Here is a 22,143-nt window from a genome sequence, read left to right on the forward strand (position 1 = left end):
TTCCCTAAAGAGTGGCTTCTTTATATACTTTCACTTCCAAAGTATCCGGACAACTCTCCAACAATTGTTTTACACTATGGTCCAGTGCCGGGTGCACCAAGTTGGGTGCAAGTTCTGCTAAAGGCATTAAGGTAAAGCGCCGTAGGTGCAGCTGTGGGTGCGGAATTGTCAGGCGTTGCGTTTGCTGCACCAGGTCATCGTAAAAAAGGATGTCGATGTCAATAACACGAGCCCCCCAATGTCCTTGCCTTATTCTGCCTAGTTCCTGCTCAATGGCATTTATACTTTGCAGCACATCTTCAGGGCTAAGGTCCGTTTCCACTTCTAGCACCTGGTTCAGAAACGTAGGCTGGTCGATTTTGCCCCAGGCGGCTGTTTCGTATACTTTAGAAACACGGTTTATACTTCCCACCCGCTGATTTATACTTTCGCGGGCCTGTTGTAAGTATAAAGTGCGGTTACCCAGGTTGCCGCCAAGCAGTAAGTATACTTTATGCATGCTTCCTGAAGAACTCAATGGTTAGATCGGCTGCCGCTTTAGAGGCTGGTGGCAGGTCTTCCTCCTCGTATGGGTGCATGCCGCCAAAAGAGTGGTCAGCTTGCGGTAGCAATACCAAGTGGGCATCCTGTTTCCAGTTTTTCAGGTCGTGAGCCATTTCAATTGGCAAGGTTTCGTCTTCCTCGCCATGTAGCAGCAAAAGCGGCTGGTGCATGTTCAGGATCACTTTCGGGATGTCAAGGCGATGGCGGTTTTTCTGGAAATCCTCCACGATCTGGTAGTACAGCGGCATTTGCTGGCCTGTCCGGAAGTTTTGTACCCATTGCACACCTTCCCGTTTCCAGTCTTCCATGTGCAGTTCTTCCCACTTATTGTCGAAGCGGTTAACGGCGGCCCAGGTAGCTACGGCTTTTATGCGCGGTTCTTCGGCAGCCTTAAGTATAACTGCCCCGCCACCACGACTATGGCCCATCATATAAATCCTGTTCAGGTCGAGTTCTTTCTGGTTAAGCGGCCCTTGTGGGTCGTGCAGCAGGTCAATAAGGGCCTGCATGTCGTCAAGCTCCAGGCTGAAGTTGTTCTGGCCAAAGGCCTCCATGTCGTGCAGGTCGGTGTAATTCTCTACACTGGTGCCGTTGTAGGAGAAATTGAATTTAATGAAAACAAAGCCGTGCTCTTCGAAGTAGCGGGCCAGTTGGTTCCAGTGGCCCCAATCTTTAAAGCCTTTAAAACCGTGGGTGAAGATCACGACAGGCTTGTGTGTTCCGTCTTCTTTAAAGGTAGCGTCGGCTGTAAAAGGGCGTCCGTGTTCGGGATATACTACAAAATCAACTTTCATGGTGTTGAGTTGTTTTAGGTTCTGTTGAGTGTGTGTTTGCATATTTATATGTACTCAAACACTCACTATATAGTTGTGTCGCTATACTGTTAGCTTAGTGTCTTCATTCAGATAACATGCAAATGCTTTAAATTGATCAAATGCGGGTTAAGAGCCACGGTATTATAAGCTAAAGTTGGTTTAAGTTAAGGTATTCAATTCTTGCTTAGACAGATTTTAGAGCATTGCCAAGTATGAAGCCTGATTTAAAGCATGGCAGCAATTTAACAATTATACTTTGTTTTGCCGGCACTGTTTGGAAACCACCCTTGCAGGCAGTAATATTGCATACTTAACACATGAGTATCGGCCTAAAGGAAATACAAGCGCCCATTGCGCCCGAGATAGAGCTTTTCGAAAAGAAGTTCAGAGCCTCGATGAAGACGAAGGTTTTGCTTCTTGATCGGATTATGAGCTACATAGTGAAGCGCAAAGGCAAGCAGATGCGCCCGATGTTCGTGTTCTTCACAGCCAAGCTCTTCCACGAAACCATTAGTGAGCCAACTTACCGTGGTGCCGCACTTATTGAGTTGCTGCACACAGCCACACTGGTGCACGACGACGTGGTGGACGATGCGAATTACCGCCGTGGTTTTTTCTCCGTTAACGCCCTTTGGAAAAACAAGATAGCCGTTTTAGTAGGTGATTACCTGCTATCTAAAGGCCTGCTGCTTTCGCTGCAAAACGACGATTACGAACTGCTCAAGATCGTGTCGAATGCGGTGAAGGAGATGAGTGAAGGAGAGTTGCTGCAAATAGAAAAAGCCCGTCGCCTGGACATAACCGAGGAAGTATACTTCGATATTATCCGCCAGAAAACGGCCTCGCTTATTGCGTCTTGCTGTGCGGTGGGTGCCGCCTCGGCTGGTGCCAGCACAGAGGATATCGAGAAGGCACGCCTGTTTGGCGAGAAGGTTGGCATCGCATTCCAGATAAAAGACGACCTGTTCGACTACGGTACCGCAGAGATCGGCAAGCCTGTGGGCATCGACATCAAAGAGAAAAAGATGACCCTGCCGCTGATACACGCCCTGCGCGAAGCAGACTGGTTTACGAAGCGCCGTGTTATCTACAACGTTAAAAACAACAACGGCGACAACAAGCGCGTGCAGCAGGTTATCGACTTCGTTAAACAGTCGGGTGGTATTGAGTACACCATTGAGGTCATGAACCGCTACCACGCTGAAGCCCTGGCCATACTTCACACCTTCCCCGATTCCCCATCACGTAAATCGCTGGAGCACCTGATCGCTTATACCATAGAGCGGGAAAAATAGACCGGTGATTAATTGTGATTGACCACAGGTTAATGGGGATTTCTGGGATTAGTGGGATTTTTTCACATATCTAGTTTAGGGATTAACACCCAGCATCAGAAAGCGACAGACCTCACAGCGTTTGCAAAATCTGTAAGCGTCTTGCTTGCCACGAAGCAATAGCTATTCCTTACCCATATACTCGCAGGAACTGAAGATATTGCATGGCTTTTAACGTTGGCTACAAGGTCTATTAAAATCCAAACTGGTTAGAGAAAATCAGTTAAATCCCTAAAATCCCCATTAATCTGTGGTCTAATCCCCATTAATCTGTGGTCAATCACAAAAATCACCGGTCCGGAATTCTGCAACACTCAACTATAATTGTGTAACGGTGTAAACAGGAAGTATAAATAGTTTTGTGCGTGCAAAATAAAACTATGAAATGAGCCTGAACACCAACACCTGGAACCGCTTTCGTTATACTTTATACCTGCCCATCTACGACCTCATTGCAGACCGCATTTTCCGGAAGTATAGAAAGCGTTCTGTAAAACTTTTAGCTGCCAACCCCGACGATGATATACTTATACTTGGTGCCGGCACCGGTTTGGATCTGCCATACTTGCAAGGCTACTCTAACCTGACTGCCATTGACATCACGCCGGGCATGATCACCAAACTAAAGGAGAGGGCAGAGCAGCTGCAGATACCCGTTAATGCGCAGGTGATGAATGGGCAGCAACTCACCTTTGCAAGCAAGAGCTTCGACGCGGTTATACTTCACCTTATACTTGCCGTTATTCCGGATCCGGTAGCCTGTATCAAAGAGGTAGAGCGGGTATTAAAGCCAGGCGGCACGGTCATGGTGTTCGATAAGTTTATTCCTGATGGGCAAAAACCTTCGCTATTACGCCGTTTCTTAAACCAAATTACCCGCACACTTTTTTCGGATATCAACCGCAGCATAGGGGTTATCGTAAGCCATACTTCCCTGAGAGTAGAATTGAATGAGCCGGCGGCTTTGGGTGGTACGTTCAGGTTGGTGCGGTTGCGGAAGCCATTGTAATCCAACCACCCCTAACCCCTCTCCCGAAACAAGTCCGGGATCGTAGACTTGTCTAAGGCGGGGAACTCTGCTGTTACTCTAGCTTATGTATAAACTCCGTAGCTGTTGCTTAACCTCCCTTACACCAAGATCTTTACAAGATGACAAAGGAGAACACAACTGCTGTTGTGATGGCGGTTGAAGCAGTAAGAGCCAAGCCCCCTCTCTTGTTTTCAGGAGAGGGCTGGGGTGAGGTAAAATTCCCCTCCTTGGACAATCGAGAACGAGGGTTCGAAGATTGCGAGCGTAGCTCTGAGGGGTTAGGGGTGGTTGGACTCGGTATAGCCAAAAAACAAAAAAGGCCGCTACTTCAACAGTAGCAGCCTTTCTTTTATACTTCAGCCGATCAACAATCAGCAATTAACAATCAACAATCAGACTACTCCGCCAGCAGCTGCTCCATTGTCTTGTTAAAATCAGCAACCCATTCTTCGTAGTACTTGCCGGTGCCGGGGCCAGAGAAGCCTGTGTGTATTTTGCGTACTTTGCCGTCGCGGCCAATGAAGATGGTGGTCGGGAATGAGAGTACGTGATTAAGCGCCGGAAGTGCTTTGGCTGCCGCTTCTTTGTCTGAGGTGGCTGCAACCAGCAGGTCGTAGTTCACATTCATACGCTCTTTCATCTTCTTCAGGCGGGTAGCGGCTTGCTCAAATTCAGGACTGCGCTCGAAGCCTAAACCAATGATTTCCAGGCCGCGGTCTTTGTTTTTGTCATAGTATGGGGCCAGGAATTTAGTTTCGTCCATACAGTTAGGGCACCAGGAGCCTAGTAGTTGCACCAGCACTACCTTGTTTTTATACTTTGGATCTGACAGTGAAACAAGCTTGCCCTCCAGGTTAGGGAACGTGAAGCTCAGTGTTTCGTAGCCTGGCTTCAGGTAGGTTAAAGTATCGGCGCTGGCAAGTTGGGCATTCGGGTTGCGCCTGGCTGTCCAGGTTTCGATGTAGTCCATGCCGGAGTAGAAGTTGCCTTTCAGGGTGCTGTCACCTTCCGGGGTGGCCGTGAACAGGTATGCATGGTTGCCGTCGAAAGTCGATAGCTTTAGTTCTTTGCCTTCCACTTGGCCCTCCAGGTAACGGTAATCGCCGGTCTCGGTCAGGAAAGTGCCCGATGCCTTGTTGCCATCCTGCTTAAACACGCCAATAGCATCGTAGCTTTTGCCATCTTTGTCGGTAAACACTACTTGCCACTTGCCATCGAAATTAAACGTAGCAGGGGCAGGGTTTGCTTTAAATCGGTTTGTATTGCCTAGCTCAGCTGTAAAAGGTAAATAATAACGATAGTCGAGGTCGTTGCGCACAAAGCGGCCAGCCATTTTATCGCCTTCAGGTTTTGCGATCAGGTCAGCATCAAAAATGTGTAATCTTATTTTAAGCGAGTCGCCTTCCTGCTTAATATCGTCTACTAAAATGCGTTCTTCATCGTTTACCAGGTATAAAACTGTTTTTCCGTCTTTTTCCTCAGCCTCCATTATAAACGGGATCTCCTTACCATCGGCACGTTGCAGGGCTACACGCCAAGTGCCGGCTTTCAAGGTGTTGTCTGTGGATGTGGATGAAGTACAGGAGGTTATAACCTGCGTTAATGCCAACGCCAAAAACAAAATCAGCCTGGCAGGGGTATTAGATAGGTATCTGTTCATGCAACAAAGTTAGGAGATTAGGCAGGCAAAAGCTACAATTACCAAATACAAAGCCCAAGATTAGACTCATGGTATATTCATCCTGACGAATGTTGTTCAGAAACCCATTGATTTGTACATTTGTAAACTTCAATAAGAAGAGTTAAAAACGTTAAGAATAGCAAAACTATGGCATTTGATTTAGAAATGATCAAGGCAGTTTATGCCGGCATGGAAGAGCGCATATCTGCTGCCCGTACAAAGGTTGGCAGACCGCTTACCCTGACAGAAAAGATCCTGTATTCTCACCTTTACGAAGGTCCGGCTACAGGAGCACATGAGCGTGGTCAATCTTACGTAGATTTCGCTCCGGACAGGGTAGCTATGCAGGATGCGACGGCACAGATGGCCTTGCTTCAGTTCATGCAGGCTGGTAAGGCGCAGGCAGCAGTTCCTTCTACTGTGCATTGCGACCACCTGATTCAGGCGCGCGTTGGCGCAGACGCTGACTTGCAGGACGCATACAACGAGAACAAGGAGGTTTATGACTTTCTTGCTTCTGTATCCAACAAGTATGGCATCGGTTTCTGGAAGCCAGGTGCAGGTATCATCCACCAGGTAGTTCTTGAGAACTACGCATTCCCGGGTGGTATGATGATCGGTACAGACTCACACACACCTAACGCTGGTGGTTTGGGTATGATCGCGATCGGTGTTGGTGGTGCTGATGCCGTAGACGTAATGGCAGGCATGCCGTGGGAGCTTAAATTCCCGAAAGTGATCGGTGTGAAGCTGACAGGCAAAATGAGTGGCTGGACTTCTCCAAAAGACGTTATCCTAAAAGTGGCTGGTATACTTACTGTAAAAGGAGGTACAGGTGCTATCGTGGAGTATTTCGGTGATGGGGCAGAGTCTATGTCTTGTACAGGTAAAGGCACTATTTGTAACATGGGTGCTGAGATCGGTGCAACTACATCTGTGTTCGCGTACGACAACAGTATGCGTAAATATCTTAACGCTACCAAGCGTGAGGAAGTAGTACAGATGGCCGACGAAGTAGCTCACCTGCTGCGTGCCGATGACGAAGTATACGCTGACCCGGCTTCTTTCTATGACCAACTGATCGAGATCGACCTTTCTACACTAGAGCCACACGTAAACGGTCCATTCACTCCGGATGCGGCATGGCCAATTTCTCAGTTCGCTGCTGTTGTTAAAGAGCACAACTGGCCGGCGAAACTAGAGGTAGGTTTGATCGGTTCTTGTACTAACTCATCTTATGAAGATATCACACGCTCTGCGTCAATCGCTGAGCAGGCTGTATCTAAGAACTTAGAGGCTAAGGCTGAATTTACGATCACACCTGGTTCTGAGTTGGTACGCTATACAACTGCCCGCGATGGCTTGTTAGATACTTTTGCGCAGATGGGTGGTGTTGTATTGGCAAACGCCTGCGGTCCGTGCATCGGCCAGTGGGCACGTCACACTGACGATCCAACGCGCAGAAACTCTATCATCACTTCGTTCAACCGTAACTTTGCAAAGCGTAACGATGGTAACCCGAACACACACGCGTTCGTGGCTTCTCCAGAGATCGTAACAGCATTTGCTATCGCCGGTGACCTTACATTCAACCCACTTACAGACACGCTTACAAACAAAGACGGCCAGCAGGTGAAACTTGACGAGCCGAAAGGCATAGAGTTGCCAGTTAACGGCTTTGCAGTAGAGGATGCCGGTTATGTGGCTCCTGCAGAGGACGGTAGCAATGTACAGGTTGTAGTTGATCCAAACTCTGACCGACTACAATTGCTGGAAGGCTTTAAGCCATGGGAAGGCACAGACCTGAAAGGCCTGAGGCTTCTTATCAAAGCGCAGGGTAAGTGTACTACCGACCACATCTCAATGGCTGGTCCGTGGTTGAAATACCGTGGTCACCTTGATAACATCTCTAACAACATGTTGATCGGTGCCATTAACGCTTTCAACGGTGAGGCTAACAAAGTATATAACGACATGACGCGTGGTTACGACACTGTACCAGCTACAGCACGTAATTACAAAGCACAGGGTATCGGAACAGTAGTAGTAGGCGACGAAAACTACGGTGAAGGTTCTTCTCGTGAGCACGCGGCCATGGAGCCACGCCACTTAGGTGTTCGTGCGGTTATCGTGAAATCTTTCGCGCGTATCCACGAAACTAACCTGAAGAAGCAGGGTATGCTAGCCCTTACGTTTGCCAACAAAGCTGATTACGACCTAATCGAGGAGAACGACACGATCGACATCCTGGGTCTGGAGAACTTCACGCCAGGCCAGCCGCTTAAAGTTGTGTTAACGCACAAAGACGGCAGCCAGGACAGCTTCACGGTAAACCATACTTATAACGAAGGTCAGATTGCCTGGTTCAGAGCCGGTTCTGCCCTAAACCTGATCCGTCAGCAGCAAAAGCAGGCCGCTAACGCCTAATTTCTGAAAGTATAAATGTAAAATGCCTCTCTGATTTCAGAGAGGCATTTTTGTTTCTGAGCCTGTAAAGAACATACAGTATTTAGTCAGGCAGATTTCAATAGTAAAGTATAAATCTTGCCGACTTACCTGCTTAAGGTTTCATCACCACAACGCGTTTTACCGTGCTCATGCCGTCGTAGCTGATGCGGGCCAGGTACACGCCAGCAGCCAACCCAGACAGGTCCGAAACTACTACGCCACTGCTGCCTGTCACTGGTATGGCAAATGTTTTACCAAGCATGTCCGTCACCATTACTTCGGGCAGTTTATACATGCTTGCTTGCCCTTCCAGTTTTAAATGCAGTTGTCCGGTGGTTGGGTTCGGGTATACTTGTAGTTGTTTCGCAAATGTGTCTGGCAGAGCTGTTGGGTTAGCAGCCTTTACTTCCAGGGTTTTTGTTACAGAAACCTCATTGCAATTAAATCTGTCTGCAACTGTAAGGGTTATGTTGTAGGTTCCTGGCTTATCAAAAGTATAAAGCAGGTCTTTGTCAGTGAAAGGCTGGATGGTGTCGAACTTCCAGCGCCATTCGGAGGCGTTTATACTCTTGTTCACAAACTTTATTTCCTGGCCAACAAAGATCTCACCCACTACTTCAAAATCGGCAACGGGTGTTTTAGGAAAAGAGAACGTTCCAGAAACAGCGGTGCTTTCAAACAGAGAGTCGGCTCCGGCTGCGTATATAGTGGTTTGCTGTTGTAGGTTTGCCAAAGTATAATCGGGGCCGCTACCCAGTAAGTTTACTTTCTGTTGGTCTGCGTAAAACCTGAATTTATTGCCGCCTTCCGGCTTCCAGGTTATACTTCCCCCAACACAAGTGGTATCAGTTTTTGCCATCGGCAGCTGGCTTGTTCTAAAGCTGGTATACTTTTGCTGCGCCGACATAGCGTGCATTTTAAGGTCCTGAAGGTTGTCGGCAGCCACAAGCGCAAAAGCCACGATCCTGGTCTCGCCGGGAGCCATGTTTTTAAGGGTGGCACTTACCACATGAGAAACATTGTTGCCTGTAATTTTACCGGCGGTCTTGCGTGCAATGCCATTCGACAGCGTCTTGAATTTTTCTTCTGAAGTGAAGTTGTCCTCTATGACCAGGTTATCATCTGGCGCACCTGTATTGTCTATGGCGTAGTACCCGGGTTCTGCGCTGGAAAGAAGCTTTATACCTGCAAGAGGGTAGCCATAGTTTACATGATGCACATATCCTAACTGTGCCTGAGCATCCCAGTTTGCTGCGTTTAGGTAATACTCGCCTATATCCCAGTCTGCAAACAGGCCGGCATACATGGTTTCAAACGTTTCTGATGTAGTGTTCTTGATATGGTATTCCAGTACCACGAAATCTGAGTGCCCCGGCGTGTTCCAGCCATAAGCGATCTGTTTTATCTCTACACCTACATTTGGCTCATTTGGGGTGTTGTGGTTATCGTGCATGACATACCGGATCTCCTGTGTGGCAAGCGGTGTATCGAGATGGCGTTTCGTGATGCTGGTCGGAATAAAGTCGCCATCGTTTTCCCACATCTTGGAGCGCAGGTTATCTGAAACCTTCGTGTTTGATGTGGCCACCATCAGGCCGCCCTCGAACAGCATCGGGCTTCCTTCCTTGTATACTACACCGTCGCCTTCGTTAAACTTAAAGCCATTGTAGCCCAGGTTGCCTTTGCTGTTTAGCGTTACCTTCAGGTTGTTTACATCAAGGGTTATAAAGTCAGGGTTCACCTTCATGGTAAAGTACTGGTAGTCCTCGTATGCACCGTCTTTAAAGCCAAGCCTGAACGCCACCACCAAATTTGCAGGGGCATCATTGGCCACCTTAAAACTGAAAGTTGGCTGATTAACTGAGCTGAACATGGCCATCGTGCCGCGCGCACCCGGGCTGAACTTATTTTTAGTGATGGTAATGTAAGGAGACGGAGACGATAACGTAATTTCCAGGTTTGAGGTAGGCGCCAGGAAGTTGATGAACTCGGCGTTGATGTTTGATGTGCCACCTGACGACGGGACATACTTTCCAATTAACCCGAAGCTGGTGCAACGCACAGCTTTTAGCCCTTGTTGTTTTAACGCTTTTTTGAGGTTGATGCGCCCCCTGCCCAGCATCTCGTTAAAGGGCTGATTCTGGCTTATAGTATAAATATCGTCGGTGCTTACGCGCAACAGTTCCATTACCTGCCTGGCATTCAGTTGCGGGTATCGTGAACGGACAAGCGCTGCGCAGGCGGCTACCAAAGGCGACGCAAAGGAAGTACCGTTCGCACTGCCATAGGCTTCGTCGTTGGAGTTGGAGGTGGTGTACATGTTACGGCTTGGTGCCGCAATGTCTATGTTGTAGCTGTGGGTGTAAGAGGAGAACTTGATGTCGTTGGCATCGGTACCACCCACAGAGATCACATTATCATAAGAGGCAGGGTAGAAATTGATGTTGCCGGCTGTGTTTCCCCCGGATGCGATCACTACCACGTTCTTCTCAAGCACTACATAATTGATAATATCCTGCTCATACTGCGAGTAGCCTTCCCCGCCCCACGACAAGTTAATAACGCTACAGCCTTTGTTAGCTGCGTAGATAATAGCCTCGTATCCGCCAAAGCCACCAGATGATAAGGAAGAGAAAACCTTTAGCGGCATAAACTTAATATTATAGCCAACCCCTGCCATCCCGATGCCATTGTTGGTGGCTGCGGTAGCCACGCCGGCAACGTTGGTGCCGTGACCGCCATAGCGGGTGTCGTCTTTTACATCGTTGTCGTTATCGGCAAAGTCCCAGCCGGCATAGTTGTCAATGTAGCCGTCGCCATCGTTGTCTTTGCCATCTATCGGGTCCAGGTAATTGCGCTTCACATTTTTTGCCAGGTCCTGGTGCGATAACCGGAAACCAGTGTCCAGAATACCGATAACCACGTTGGTGTCGCCTTTTTCTACGACCCAGCCCTGGTAAGCACCTATCAGCTTCAGGTAAAACTGCGTGGTCTTAGTGGAGTCGGATGCCGGGTCGTTAGGCTGCGAGAACGGGACACGCTCATAAAGCGGCTCCACGTATTCCACCATGCCGGATGCCATCAGCAGGTTGCGGGCTTTTTCGAAACTAACCGAACTTGCATAATTAAGCTGATAGATCCTGGAGATCTCAGGCGCGGCAGCCCTGCGTGCCTGGGCGTTTTCAGGCAGGTTCGGGAATTTCCGTTTTGTGTTTTTAGCCCCTATTTTGTTTAAGGCCTCCTGCAAGGGAGCATCCGAAACACGCACACCCTCAGGTTGCTGTTTAAGTTTGTAAACCAACGTGTAAGGCTTGGTGTCGGCGCCGACTGGCTGCCGCTGCGCACTTACCTGAAAGTTGATGGAGGCAATTATTAGGAATGATAAGGCAACGGTAGTTAGCCGCCTCAGCACCGGGCAATCTGTAGACATTTCATCAAGGGCTTTAGAGTTTCTTGTAAAAATTTAGATAGACTCGCGCGTTGGCAGAATTGGGCTATTTAAAGTTCAAAGATAAAGATGAAATTCTCACGGCCCACCGTACCATTAAATATTTTTACGTAACTTTCCAGAATAAAGTCGAAAAATATAGTAAAATAATTATATATAATATTTAAACTATGAAACTGGATCTGCTAAACAAGCACCAAGACGCCTTAAATACGGCTATAAAGGCATTACACGAACGCAAATTTTACGCACATTACCCTGAAAACCCTTCCCCTGATGTTTATGGAGAGAACGCAGACAAGGAAGGCCGCGACAAGTATAAATCGCACCTGAACAATAAGTTTGATGAGTTGCTGCAGCAAGAGCCGGCACAGTGGGTTGGCCAGGAAGAGTCACCTTACGAACAGCAATCGCTTAATATCAAATACCCATACTTTGAGCCTGAGACGCTGGTAAGCAGAGCCGAAGAGGCGTACCACCAGTGGCGCAAGGTAAAACCAGCCGACCGCGCGGCTATACTTGTGGAGTCGCTGGAGCGCATGAAAGACCGCTTCTTCGAGATCGCTTATGCCACTATGCACACTACAGGTCAGGCTTACATGATGTCGTTCCAGGCATCTGGCCCGCATGCCGCAGACAGAGCGCTGGAGGCAGTTGCAGCCGGCCTGGAGGAGCAGACCCGTTTTCCGGAGGCTACGGAGTGGGAGAAGCCTATGGGCAAGTATAACCTGAAACTGAACAAGACGTGGAAAGCCGTACCGAAAGGCGTGGCGCTGGTGATTGGTTGCTCTACCTTCCCGACCTGGAACACCGTGCCGGGCATGTATGCCAGCCTTGTTACAGGTAACCCTGTTATCGTGAAGCCACATCCGAAAGCGGTTCTTCCTATTGCTATTGTGGTGGCCGAGGTACAGAAGGTATTGCAGGAAAACGGACTTAACCCGAACATCTGCCAGCTTGCCGTTGACGCCGATGACCGCCTGATCACGAAAGATCTGGCCGAAAATCCGAAAGTTAAACTGATCGATTATACCGGTGGTACCGAGTTTGGCAACTATGTTGAAAGCCTGAAAGGTAAGACTGTGTTCACGGAGAAGACAGGTGTTAACTCCATCATACTTGACTCTGTGGATGACCTGGATAAAGTGGCGCAGAATCTTGCCTTCTCGGTAAGCTTATACTCCGGCCAGATGTGTACGGCGCCTCAGAACTTCTATGTACCGGAAGGTGGCATTAAAGCAGGCGGCGAAACAGTGCCATTTGATGAAGTAGTACAGAAGATCACAGACGCAATTACCGGCCTGGTAAACAATCCGAAGGCGGCACCACATATTTTAGGAGCCATTCAGAACCCAGCCACCACAGAGCGTGTGAAGGATGCAGCCTCTATTAAAGGTAAGGAAGTGCTGAGCACCTGTGATTTCCAGAACCCGATGTTTGCCAATGCGCGTACCTGCACACCAGTGGTATACGAAGTGGACGCTACCGAAAAAGAAAGCTTTAGCCGTGAACTGTTTGGCCCTATCGTGCTGATCATCAAAACTAAAGACACAGACCAGTCTATTGAACTGGCTAAGGAAATGGCGATGAACTATGGTGCAATCTCCTGCGGAGCTTATACCACAGACCAAGAAGTGAAGGAGAAGATCATGGATGAGATGAGCCTGGCCGGTACGCCGGTATCCTTTAACCTGACCGGGGGCATCTATGTGAACCAGAACGCTGGCTTCTCTGATTTCCACGTAACGGGCGGTAACCCTGCCGGCAATGCGTCTTTCACTAACCCTGAGTTTGTGATCAAGCGCTTTACCTGGGTAGGTTTCCGTGAGCCTGTGATGGGATAAGTATAAAGTATAAAGTATAAAGTATAGAAAAACGCCGTTGGTGACTGACCAACGGCGTTTTTTTTTGTTAGCTGAAGTACTGGTTCATGTCATTTTTCAGGTCGTCCAGGCCATTTTTAAGGTGCTGCCATTTGATTTGGGTGTCCTCTTTATCGTTCAGCTTTTCCGCGATCAGTTCACGCTTCCGTTCCAGGGCGGCAATGTGCTCATGGTAAGTGTGGTTTGAGTCGGCGGTAGTGGCATTTACACGGCCTCGCAATGTCTTTATCTTGCTGTCCAACTCTTCCAGGCTTTTCTGGATCTCCTCCCTGGTCAGGTTATCAGGCGCCCTCATGTGCTCCGGGTTTAAATTATAGGTGTTCATCGTGTATGTTCTGCTTTAATTTAACAAGGTTTTAACTGGCAAATCATACTTTAGATACAGTTAAATGCCTGAAAAGGATTTATGCAAAGCAGGGTTTACATGTGCGGTGCGGCGCAAATATTTTAGAATGCTCATGGCAAATAGGTGCAGGCTGAGTACATTTGCTGTTAAGTAGAATAATTCTAAATAAAGGCGTCTGGCATTTGTCACTCAGCGGTGCGCAAGTATAGCAACCTCTCTTACAAGTTTTAACTTAAGCAACATGCGTAAACTCATTCTCCGGCTACACTTATGGATAGGCCTTAGCACAGGGGCTGTGCTTGCTGTGGTGGGGCTTACGGGGTCTGTTTATACTTTTCAGCCGGAGCTTACCCGCTTTTTGTACAGCAGCCTGTATGTCAGCTCAGCCCCTGACCAGCCCCTGGAGCCGGCCGAAAAAGTTATCAGGCTCGCTGAGAAACAGTTCGGTGCACCGATTACAAATGTGATGTTTCCGTTGCGCGAACTGGATAACTATGCCTTTAAGGTGAAAGGGAAGAAGGAGTGGCTGTTTTTTGATGGAAATACGGGGCTGTACCTTGGCGAGATGGAAAAGCGCCGCGGTGCGCTTGATACTGTACTGGAAATACACAGGCAACTAACACTAGGAGAGATAGGCTCTACCATAACCGGTATATGTAGTCTGCTTCTGGCGCTGGTGCTTTTGTCGTCGGGTTTATACTTGTGGCTGCCACGCAAAAAGAAAAAGCTGAAAGCCGGCCTCACCTTTAAAAAAGAAGCATCGTTTAAGCGCCGCAATTTTGATATACACAATGTGCTGGGGTTCTACTTTAGCCTGCCGCTTTTATTAGCTGCCGTTACTGGTTTATACTTTGCCTTCCCGGATCGGGTGCAGGTAGTTGCCAATACTATAACAGGCACAAAAGCAGATACACCCAACCCTAAAGAACTCACCTCTGTTTACAAGACTGGCAAGGCACCTGTATCAATTTACCAGGTGCTGGAAAAGATGGAGATGTACGAACGGCAGGGGTATGTTAAGCGCAACCTGACAATGCCAAAAGACAGCCTGGAGGTTGTATACTTCTCTCTTACCAATTCCAGCGAAATAGATGGCGGGCCTGAATACCGCCCACAAGTATACCTTGACCAGTACACGGCACAGCCACTGTATGTATACGAGCCTTTAACTGCGCCTGCAGGCAGCCAGCTTACACGCAACTGGTTTCTTCCGATCCACTTTGGTGAGGTTGGGGGAATGCTTACCAGGGTGCTGTGGTTTATACTTGGCTTGTTGCCGGCCATACTTTGGGTAAGTGGCATTTTGATCTGGCTTAACAAGCGCCGGAAAAAGGCCAACAAGCAAGTGTATACATACAAATAGGCTTCAGCAATAAAAAAAGTCCTGTTAAAAACAGGACCTGTTTGCAGTCGGAGTGGCGGGATTCGAACCCACGACCTCCAGCACCCCATGCTGGCGCGATACCAGGCTACGCTACACCCCGAATTGTACCGCCAAAGTTAATTACTGTATTCAAAATACAAAATATCTGAGGCTAAATCCAGGCTAATAACATCCTGCTTCGGCTCTAAACACCTCCTGTTTGGGTGAATCTCTATAATTAAGTAGTATACGCATCAATCTATTTCGTGTGGTTTGCCGATCTGCACAACATAAGGCGCATTTCTTGAGTAAATCTATGCAGACTACACTTCCCCACCATGCAGGCTATAGCACCATATGAACTGTTTCATAAACTCTTCAGCGCATCTCATAAAGTTGTTTTTGTATGGGATATAGCTAACAAGCAGTTTGTTTTCTTGAACGACATGTGTGGGCAGGTGTGGAAACTTGACACTGTAAGTATAACCAGCACTCCCGCTATCCTTTTTGAAAGCATTCATCCCCTGGATAAAGAATATCTTATAAAGGAATACCATGAGTTCGTGGAAGGGGAAGCCAAGCAGGATATTGAGTTCAGGATAATACACCCTGATAACTCGGTGCACTGGCTACTGTTTACACCGCATTTACTCGCAGATGATGATGGGAAGCAGTACGTGGGAGGTATCATGGATGATATTACTTCTATCAAAGAAAATATCCGGAACCTTGAGAAGTTTGCTGCCAAAAAAAACTCTGTGTTGGAGATACTTTCACATGACCTGGCCGGCCCACTTTCATTGATTCAGGCTTTGGCAGAAGAGCTGTCGGAAAGCACGAGGCGTTACAAGAATCATGAAGTGGAGAAGGTGATAAAGGTTATTAACGAGAGTAGCGCCAGGAGCATACGCATGATAAGAGATTTCGTGCAACAGGAGTTTCTGGAATCGGCAGCAGTTGAGTTAGTTAGAAGGCGCGTGAACATTGCTGAAAAGATCAGCGAGCTGATAGCACAGTACAAGGAGGGAGAAGATCATATAGACAAAAATTTTACGCTTACCTGCACAAGCAATGAGATCTTTGCCAAAGTAGACCTGAGTAAGTTTATGCAGGTGTTAAATAACCTGATATCGAATGCCATTAAGTTTACCCACGACAATGGCCATATTGCAACGGATGTACAGGAGAAAGAGGACACGGTGTTGATCAGCATCCGTGATGATGGGGTAGGGATTCCGAAGCATCTGCAGCATCAGCTTTTCGATAAATTTACGAAGGCCAGAAGAACCGGCTTGCGCGGTGAGCCCTCTACCGGTCTGGGCATGTCTCTGATCAAAACCATCGTGGAGTGGCATAAAGGCCGCATCTGGTTCGAAAGCGAAGAGAATAAGGGAACAATTTTTTACATCGAACTCCCTAAAGAATAGCTTTACTTGCGAATTTAATGTAGGATAAGAGTGTGATGCAGCGAGAAAAAACAAAAGCCATACTGCAAAGTATGGCTTTTGTACTTGTGCACCCGAGAGGATTCGAACCCCTAACCCTCGGAGCCGAAATCCGATATTCTATCCAGTTGAACTACGGGTGCAGAATGTGTGCAAAAATAGAAAGTATGCTGATAAAAGGAAACAATCCATTAAAAAAAGTATAGGAAAGCTTGGTAAAATTAAGGTATGCTTGTGTTGGGCTGAAATGCAAAACATAATTATAGTAGTTTCTGTTAACTATACCTAAATTAAAGTATAAAAAGTGTCAGATCATACTATGGAAAAATTGTATACGGCAGAGGTAACTGCCACCGGAGGCCGCCGTGGTCATGTAACATCTTCGGATGGTGTATTGGATATGCCACTCTCTTTACCGGAAGGCTTAGGAGGGGAGAAAGGGAAGTCGAACCCAGAGCAGCTGTTCGCTGCCGGCTATGCTGCCTGTTTTCAAAGTGCCTTGTTGGTAGTGGCCGGTAAACACCACGAGCGCCTCGACCCTTCATCAACCGTTAAAGCACACGTAGATCTGCTCAGGCATGAAAGCGGAAAGTATGGGTTAGGTGTTAAACTGACCGTTGACCTGAAGGGACTAGATAAGGATAAAGCTAAACAGATGGTGGATGAGGCGCACCAGATCTGTCCTTACTCCGTAGGTGTGCAGGGGAATGTAGAAGTAGAATTAGAAGTGGTTTGAGTTTGGGCGTTTTGGAGTTGGAGAGGTAAATAACTCGAGTTGCGGGATACAACAACAGTTTGATTACTGATATGTGCAACACACCCCTAAAGAGCTGCGCTCGCTAGCTCAAACCTCTCGTTTTGGCCAGGCCAGAGGAGGGGAATTTTACTCGTATATATAATTTCCCCCTCTTGAGCTACGCTTAGGACACAAGTATAGGATATCTATCTACCACGAGTTGAAAACTCGCGGCATGCAGGAATAACAGTGAATGTAAAATAGTGTATTAATAGTAGCCTTGGAGGGCTTAGGGATGAGTAAATCCAGTTTTAAAATAAGAGTCACGTAAATTGAGTTATTTACCTCTCCAACTCCAAAACTCATTAACTCTCAAACTTCCTAAGTATAAAAACAGAAAGGGCTGCCGTAACTGGCAGCCCTTTCTGTTTTTATACTTAGGAAACTAAGCTCCTACTTCAGCCAGTACTTGCTCTACTTTCTCAGCAGCTTCTTTAAGGGCTACTGCAGAGTATACTTTCAGGCCAGACTCGTCGATGATGCGGGCACCTTCTTCGGCGTTTGTTCCCTGCAGACGTACGATGATCGGAACCTTGATGTCGCCGATGTTTTTGTAAGCCTCCACAACACCGTTAGCAACACGGTCGCAACGTACGATACCGCCGAAGATGTTGATCAGGATAGCCTTCACGTTCGGGTCTTTCAGGATAATACGGAAACCAGCCTCAACTGTCTGCGCGTTTGCTCCACCACCTACGTCAAGGAAGTTAGCAGGCTCGCCGCCAGAAAGTTTGATGATATCCATAGTAGCCATAGCCAGACCAGCACCGTTTACCATACAGCCTACGTTACCGTCAAGCTTCACATAGTTCAGGTTAGATGCGCTTGCCTCAACCTCCAACGGATCTTCCTCTGAAGTATCACGCAGGGCAGCCAGGTCTTTATGACGGAACAGGGCGTTGTCGTCCAGGTCCACCTTAGCGTCTACTGCCAATATTTTGTTATCTGATGTTTTCAGAACAGGGTTGATCTCGAACATAGAAGAGTCGGTATCAACATAAGCCTTGTAAAGGTTGGTGATGAATTTCACCATTTCCTTGAAAGCCTCGCCCTGTAAGCCGAATGCGAAAGCAATTTTATTTGCCTGGAAAGGACGCAGGCCAACAGCCGGGTCGATCCACTCTTTGATGATCTTCTCAGGGGTTTTCTCAGCCACCTCCTCGATGTCCATACCACCTTCAGTAGATGCCATGATCACGTTTTGGCCCTTCGCACGGTCCAACAGGATGCTCAGGTAAAACTCTTTCGGATCAGACTCGCCTGGATAGTATACATCCTGGGCAACAAGTACTTTCTGTACCAGCTTACCCTCTGGGCCTGTCTGGTGCGTTACCAGTGTCATGCCTAAGATCTGGTCTGCAATTTCTTTTACTTGCTCCAGGCTTTTAGCCAGTTTCACTCCACCGCCTTTACCACGGCCACCTGCATGAATCTGTGCTTTGATCACATGCCAGCCAGTACCGGTTTCTTCAGTCAGTTTCATGGCAGCTTTTACCGCCTGATCTGGAGTTTCGGCCACGATGCCCTCTTGTATGCGTACGCCGTAGCTTTTTAAAATGTCTTTAGCCTGATATTCGTGTATGTTCATGCTTTCAGTTTTTATGGACGCACGAAAGTACGCCTTTATCGCCTTAAATTCAAGTAAAGCTTTTTTAAAATATTAAGCAGATGCAAAGCTATGGGTATAGGGTGGGGGGATGCTGCGCCTATGCAACGAGAATTGTACAATACAAGTATGAAGGTATATTCAGGTATTTATATTGAGTATGATAGGTATTTATTCTTTTGCAAAACGGGTGGCAGTGGCAGCTTTTATTGTATTGCTGGTGGTATCCGCTTTCTATATGTTGGGCAAGCATGGGTATTTCTTCCTGTTAGTGTTTGCGGGTATTCTTATAGGGGTGCTGTTTGCCGGTATAGCCGAGTGGTTTGAGAAAAAGTTTGGCTTGAAACACGGATTGGCATTATTCCTTTCTATTTTCCTGGTATTCGGGTTACTTATCGGGGCTGTAGTACTGGTGGCACCAACCATAAGCAAGCAGTCACAGGAAATGCAGACTACCTTGCCAGAGGCAATTGATAAAGTACAGGGCTGGCTCAACAAGCTGGGATTTGGGCAGCAACTGATAGAGAAAGTGCCCGACAGTTTTAATGAGGCAATGGCTGGGCAGGACTCCATCTTCTCCCGGATTTCCTCCATCTTCAGTAAAACCCTGAGTGCGCTGGCCGATATTCTGATCGTGTTGATCACAGCAATTTTCCTGGCTGCAAACCCCTCCCTCTACACGATAGGGTTCTCCAAGCTGTTTCCGGTAAGGCACAGAAGCAGGGTAACAGAGGTATTGGGTAAATGTTACCACACGCTAAAGTTATGGCTGATGGCCATGCTGATCGCGATGACCATTGTGGGTGTGAGCACTGCTATCGGGTATAGCTTAATAGGTATGCCGCTCGCACTTGCGCTTGCGCTCATCGCATTCCTGTTCGCATTTATACCTAACATCGGCCCCTGGATCGCAGCCATTCCGGCAGCAATGGTAGGTTTAACGGTTAGTCCGCAGATGGCGCTTTATGCGATGCTCCTATATGGGGGTATACAACTGATAGAAAGCTATGTGATCACCCCGCTTATTTTTCAGAAGACAGTTGACCTGCCTCCCGCGCTCTTGTTGTTCTTTCAGGTGTTGCTGGGTATACTGCATGGGGCAATTGGCTTGCTATTGGCGGCTCCGTTACTGGCCGTACTCATGGTGCTGGTAAAAGAGTTATTCGTGAAAGATGTACTTGAACATGGCCACCAGCAGGAGCTGACAACAAATGAATGAGGCTGGCTACTGGCGTAGTCACAAGAAAGCCAAGTACTGTTGTAAAGTATGATTAAGTAATAATTTTGTAGATTTGGCAGAATAATAGCGGCGACGCAGAGCTAACCAAACTATAACAAAGTGCTGCAGGTAACAAATATCCACAAAAAGTATGGCGCTCTTCAGGTTTTGAAGGGGATTGATCTGGAAATAGGGACAGGTGAGATTGTGTCTATCGTAGGTGCCTCGGGTGCTGGCAAAAGCACGCTGTTGCACATTTTGGGTACACTGGATGTAGCCGACGAAGGCGAGGTGGTATTTGAGGGCCGCAACATTGCCCGAATGAATGCCGCTGAAATGGCTCGCTTCCGTAACAGGCATATTGGTTTTATTTTTCAGTTTCACAACCTGCTTCCCGAATTCACTGCACTAGAAAATGCCAGCCTGCCCGGTTTTCTTGCCGGCCGTTCCGAAAAGGAGGTAAAGCAGCAGGCCGAGGAACTCCTGACCATGCTTGGCTTGTCGCACCGCCTGCACCACAAACCATCCGAGATGTCGGGTGGTGAGCAGCAACGTACTGCGGTAGCAAGAGCCCTTATAAACTCCCCAAAGATCATCTTCGCCGACGAACCAAGCGGCAACCTCGATTCCAAAAACGCCCAGGAACTGCACGATATTTTCTTCAGGCTACGCAACGAGTTTAACCAGACCTTCGTGATCGTAACCCACAACGAACAGCTGGCAAGTATGGCCGACAGAACACTGGTAATGAAAGACGGCCAGATCGTGAACGAAGTAAATGAGTATGAGAGTTAGTGAGTTTAGGAGTTGGAGAGTTTAGGAGTTAATATTCACTCATCCACTCATTTACTCATTCACCATTGTTGCAAATAAGACGCTCGCAGGACCTTCGGACGCTGCGAGGTCCTCTTTACTTTTTAACCCCTCAACTCTCCAACTCCCAAACTCTCTAACTCCTAAACTCTCTTACTCCTCATCTCTTCAACTCATTCTTTTTCTCTTCGTAACTATACTTTACCCTTTGCTCAATTTTTAGCTAAAGCCGCACAGGAAAGGTGTAAAACATAGTGTTTGAAAATATTTTATAAGTAACTGATAATCAATTACTTAAATTGGTTATTTTTTCTGTTTTTTTGCACTATTTATACATCCGCTGTGTTTAATAGATGTACAAAAACATGAAAGCTAATAAGATATGAATCAACCAGTTAAAGAGACGAAGGTGCAGAAGAAAGCAAAGATCGAGAGCTATGATATAGCCAAGTCTGATGAGACGCTTCATTTGGCTGTTGACCTGGCAAAGTTTATTAAAGAGAACCGTTTGTTCCAGAATATACAAGGCAAAGAATACGTGAACGTGGAGGGATGGCAATACGCCGGATCGCGTTTGGGTATTCTGCCAGTGGTAGAGCACGTGATCAACATCAGCTCGGATGATGAGATCAAATACCAGGCAAAGGTTAACCTGCTTGATCTGCGCAGCCAGCAGGTGGTAGGTGCGGGTTTTGCGATCTGCTCTAACAAAGAGCAAGGCAAGAAGTACTACCAGGAGTTTGCCATTGCAAGTATGGCCCAGACAAGGGCTATAGGTAAAGCTTACCGTAATATTCTGGCATGGGTAATTCGCGCTGCAGGTTATGAGCCAACTCCTTCCGAAGAAATGGACTATGGTGGAAACGAGCCAGTTGCTAAGCCAGCTGTGCCAACCGAAAAGAAAGCTACCATGAAATCTTCTTCATCAGCGGCTAAGGAAACTGCGCAGACTGAGGAGGAAAACAACAGTGTGCGCTATGCATCGGCAAAGCAAAAAGAGGAGATCATCCGCTTGCTGAACAACCCGACCATTACGCGTCAGGAGAAAACGAAGATGCTGTTGAATATCAATCGCTTTGACGAGGAACGTGCTTCGCAGGCCATCGATAAGCTGAAAAAGGTGATCGAGGAACGTGAAGACGGTCAGTCGGCAGCAGCGTAAACAATGTAATTTTTCCAGTGATTGAAGCCTCCGCCTTTTTAAGGTGGAGGCTTTTTGTTTGGCTGCTGTAAAAGATACAGGTTTAGTAAATTTTAAGGTAAACAATTGAATTCGGGAGGGGTAGGGGGATGACGATTGTTCCCGAATTTATGATAGGTCTTATTCACCTTAGGTTCATGTGGAAAGGTTAAAGAATATACCAGCCATTTTC

General features: G+C 47.4%; 16 protein-coding genes and 2 tRNA genes. 10 read left to right on the forward strand and 8 right to left on the reverse strand.

What is annotated here, in order from left to right; genetic code table 11:
* Positions 1 to 4: 4 nt before the first annotated feature.
* Positions 5 to 499, reverse strand: a complete 495-nt coding sequence (folK, locus tag AC4BAP_RS18940) for a 2-amino-4-hydroxy-6-hydroxymethyldihydropteridine diphosphokinase (RefSeq protein ID WP_490584253.1) — start codon at positions 497 to 499, stop codon at positions 5 to 7.
* A complete protein-coding gene (locus tag AC4BAP_RS18945; protein WP_490584254.1) occupies positions 492 to 1,379 on the reverse strand; it encodes an alpha/beta hydrolase family protein in 888 nt (295 codons plus the stop codon). Before AC4BAP_RS18945 ends, folK begins: the two co-directional genes overlap by 8 nt.
* A gap of 296 nt (positions 1,380 to 1,675) precedes the next feature.
* On the opposite strand from AC4BAP_RS18945, the gene AC4BAP_RS18950 reads away from it, so the two are divergent.
* Both AC4BAP_RS18950 and AC4BAP_RS18955 read left to right on the forward strand, forming a co-directional pair.
* Positions 1,676 to 2,653 (forward strand): polyprenyl synthetase family protein, encoded by a 978-nt coding sequence (locus tag AC4BAP_RS18950; protein ID WP_490584255.1) that lies wholly within the window; start codon positions 1,676 to 1,678, stop codon positions 2,651 to 2,653.
* A 424-nt stretch (positions 2,654 to 3,077) separates the two neighbouring features.
* Positions 3,078 to 3,701: a class I SAM-dependent methyltransferase gene (locus AC4BAP_RS18955; RefSeq protein WP_490584256.1), complete on the forward strand. Its 624-nt coding sequence runs from the start codon at positions 3,078 to 3,080 to the stop codon at positions 3,699 to 3,701.
* Between the two features lie 418 nt (positions 3,702 to 4,119).
* On the opposite strand, the gene AC4BAP_RS18960 is transcribed toward AC4BAP_RS18955, so the two are convergent.
* Positions 4,120 to 5,382, reverse strand: a complete 1,263-nt coding sequence (locus AC4BAP_RS18960; protein ID WP_490584257.1) for a peroxiredoxin family protein — start codon at positions 5,380 to 5,382, stop codon at positions 4,120 to 4,122.
* A 168-nt stretch (positions 5,383 to 5,550) separates the two neighbouring features.
* Between AC4BAP_RS18960 and AC4BAP_RS18965 the strand changes: the two genes are divergently transcribed.
* Positions 5,551 to 7,830, forward strand: a complete 2,280-nt coding sequence (locus AC4BAP_RS18965) for an aconitate hydratase (RefSeq protein ID WP_490584258.1) — start codon at positions 5,551 to 5,553, stop codon at positions 7,828 to 7,830.
* Between the two features lie 133 nt (positions 7,831 to 7,963).
* On the opposite strand, the gene AC4BAP_RS18970 is transcribed toward AC4BAP_RS18965, so the two are convergent.
* On the reverse strand, positions 7,964 to 11,281 hold the full coding sequence (locus tag AC4BAP_RS18970) for a S8 family serine peptidase (RefSeq protein WP_490584259.1): 3,318 nt from the start codon (positions 11,279 to 11,281) through the stop codon (positions 7,964 to 7,966).
* A gap of 188 nt (positions 11,282 to 11,469) precedes the next feature.
* Here AC4BAP_RS18970 and paaN point away from each other — a divergent pair, with 188 nt between their 5' ends.
* A complete protein-coding gene (gene paaN / locus AC4BAP_RS18975; RefSeq protein WP_490584260.1) occupies positions 11,470 to 13,143 on the forward strand; it encodes a phenylacetic acid degradation protein PaaN in 1,674 nt (557 codons plus the stop codon).
* Between the two features lie 67 nt (positions 13,144 to 13,210).
* On the opposite strand, the gene AC4BAP_RS18980 is transcribed toward paaN, so the two are convergent.
* Entirely contained in the window at positions 13,211 to 13,507 is a 297-nt protein-coding gene (locus AC4BAP_RS18980; protein WP_490584261.1) for a sll1863 family stress response protein, read from the reverse strand.
* Positions 13,508 to 13,769: 262 nt separating this feature from the next.
* Here AC4BAP_RS18980 and AC4BAP_RS18985 point away from each other — a divergent pair, with 262 nt between their 5' ends.
* Positions 13,770 to 14,891 (forward strand): PepSY-associated TM helix domain-containing protein, encoded by a 1,122-nt coding sequence (locus AC4BAP_RS18985; RefSeq protein WP_490584262.1) that lies wholly within the window; start codon positions 13,770 to 13,772, stop codon positions 14,889 to 14,891.
* Between the two features lie 47 nt (positions 14,892 to 14,938).
* On the opposite strand, the gene AC4BAP_RS18990 is transcribed toward AC4BAP_RS18985, so the two are convergent.
* Positions 14,939 to 15,012, reverse strand: a tRNA-Pro gene (locus tag AC4BAP_RS18990).
* A 217-nt stretch (positions 15,013 to 15,229) separates the two neighbouring features.
* Here AC4BAP_RS18990 and AC4BAP_RS18995 point away from each other — a divergent pair.
* Positions 15,230 to 16,318, forward strand: a complete 1,089-nt coding sequence (locus tag AC4BAP_RS18995; RefSeq protein WP_490584263.1) for a PAS domain-containing sensor histidine kinase — start codon at positions 15,230 to 15,232, stop codon at positions 16,316 to 16,318.
* 87 nt (positions 16,319 to 16,405) lie between these two features.
* Here AC4BAP_RS18995 and AC4BAP_RS19000 read toward each other — a convergent pair.
* Positions 16,406 to 16,479, reverse strand: a tRNA-Arg gene (locus tag AC4BAP_RS19000).
* Positions 16,480 to 16,655: 176 nt separating this feature from the next.
* Here AC4BAP_RS19000 and AC4BAP_RS19005 point away from each other — a divergent pair.
* Positions 16,656 to 17,072 carry an organic hydroperoxide resistance protein gene (locus tag AC4BAP_RS19005; RefSeq protein ID WP_490584264.1) on the forward strand — a complete coding sequence of 139 codons (417 nt, stop codon included), beginning with the start codon at positions 16,656 to 16,658 and terminating at the stop codon, positions 17,070 to 17,072.
* Between the two features lie 445 nt (positions 17,073 to 17,517).
* Here AC4BAP_RS19005 and sucC read toward each other — a convergent pair whose 3' ends face one another.
* Positions 17,518 to 18,720, reverse strand: coding sequence for an ADP-forming succinate--CoA ligase subunit beta (gene sucC, locus AC4BAP_RS19010; protein WP_490584265.1), 1,203 nt, complete (start codon positions 18,718 to 18,720; stop codon positions 17,518 to 17,520).
* Between the two features lie 178 nt (positions 18,721 to 18,898).
* Between sucC and AC4BAP_RS19015 the strand changes: the two genes are divergently transcribed.
* The 3 genes from AC4BAP_RS19015 (at position 18,899) to AC4BAP_RS19025 (ending at position 21,932) form a co-directional block, all read left to right on the forward strand.
* Entirely contained in the window at positions 18,899 to 19,957 is a 1,059-nt protein-coding gene (locus tag AC4BAP_RS19015) for an AI-2E family transporter (RefSeq protein WP_490584266.1), read from the forward strand.
* A 120-nt stretch (positions 19,958 to 20,077) separates the two neighbouring features.
* Complete coding sequence (locus AC4BAP_RS19020) at positions 20,078 to 20,752, forward strand: ABC transporter ATP-binding protein (RefSeq protein WP_490584267.1); 675 nt, start codon at positions 20,078 to 20,080, stop codon at positions 20,750 to 20,752.
* 400 nt (positions 20,753 to 21,152) lie between these two features.
* Complete coding sequence (locus AC4BAP_RS19025; protein ID WP_490584268.1) at positions 21,153 to 21,932, forward strand: hypothetical protein; 780 nt, start codon at positions 21,153 to 21,155, stop codon at positions 21,930 to 21,932.
* Positions 21,933 to 22,143 lie beyond the last annotated feature (211 nt).

The organism is Pontibacter sp. GD7, assembly GCF_058216375.1.

Excerpts from the sequence above, each read along its gene's own strand:
- folK (WP_490584253.1), bottom strand. The coding sequence starts at position 499 with ATGCATAAAGTATACTTACTGCTTGGCGGCAACCTGGGTAACCGCACT.
- AC4BAP_RS18945 (WP_490584254.1), bottom strand. The coding sequence starts at position 1,379 with ATGCAAACACACACTCAACAGAACCTAAAACAACTCAACACCATGAAA.
- AC4BAP_RS18950 (WP_490584255.1), top strand. The coding sequence starts at position 1,676 with ATGAGTATCGGCCTAAAGGAAATACAAGCGCCCATTGCGCCCGAGATA.
- AC4BAP_RS18955 (WP_490584256.1), top strand. The coding sequence starts at position 3,078 with ATGAGCCTGAACACCAACACCTGGAACCGCTTTCGTTATACTTTATAC.
- AC4BAP_RS18960 (WP_490584257.1), bottom strand. The coding sequence starts at position 5,382 with ATGAACAGATACCTATCTAATACCCCTGCCAGGCTGATTTTGTTTTTG.
- AC4BAP_RS18965 (WP_490584258.1), top strand. The coding sequence starts at position 5,551 with ATGGCATTTGATTTAGAAATGATCAAGGCAGTTTATGCCGGCATGGAA.
- AC4BAP_RS18970 (WP_490584259.1), bottom strand. The coding sequence starts at position 11,281 with ATGTCTACAGATTGCCCGGTGCTGAGGCGGCTAACTACCGTTGCCTTA.
- paaN (WP_490584260.1), top strand. The coding sequence starts at position 11,470 with ATGAAACTGGATCTGCTAAACAAGCACCAAGACGCCTTAAATACGGCT.
- AC4BAP_RS18980 (WP_490584261.1), bottom strand. The coding sequence starts at position 13,507 with ATGAACACCTATAATTTAAACCCGGAGCACATGAGGGCGCCTGATAAC.
- AC4BAP_RS18985 (WP_490584262.1), top strand. The coding sequence starts at position 13,770 with ATGCGTAAACTCATTCTCCGGCTACACTTATGGATAGGCCTTAGCACA.
- AC4BAP_RS18995 (WP_490584263.1), top strand. The coding sequence starts at position 15,230 with ATGCAGGCTATAGCACCATATGAACTGTTTCATAAACTCTTCAGCGCA.
- AC4BAP_RS19005 (WP_490584264.1), top strand. The coding sequence starts at position 16,656 with ATGGAAAAATTGTATACGGCAGAGGTAACTGCCACCGGAGGCCGCCGT.
- sucC (WP_490584265.1), bottom strand. The coding sequence starts at position 18,720 with ATGAACATACACGAATATCAGGCTAAAGACATTTTAAAAAGCTACGGC.
- AC4BAP_RS19015 (WP_490584266.1), top strand. The coding sequence starts at position 18,899 with ATGATAGGTATTTATTCTTTTGCAAAACGGGTGGCAGTGGCAGCTTTT.
- AC4BAP_RS19025 (WP_490584268.1), top strand. The coding sequence starts at position 21,153 with ATGAATCAACCAGTTAAAGAGACGAAGGTGCAGAAGAAAGCAAAGATC.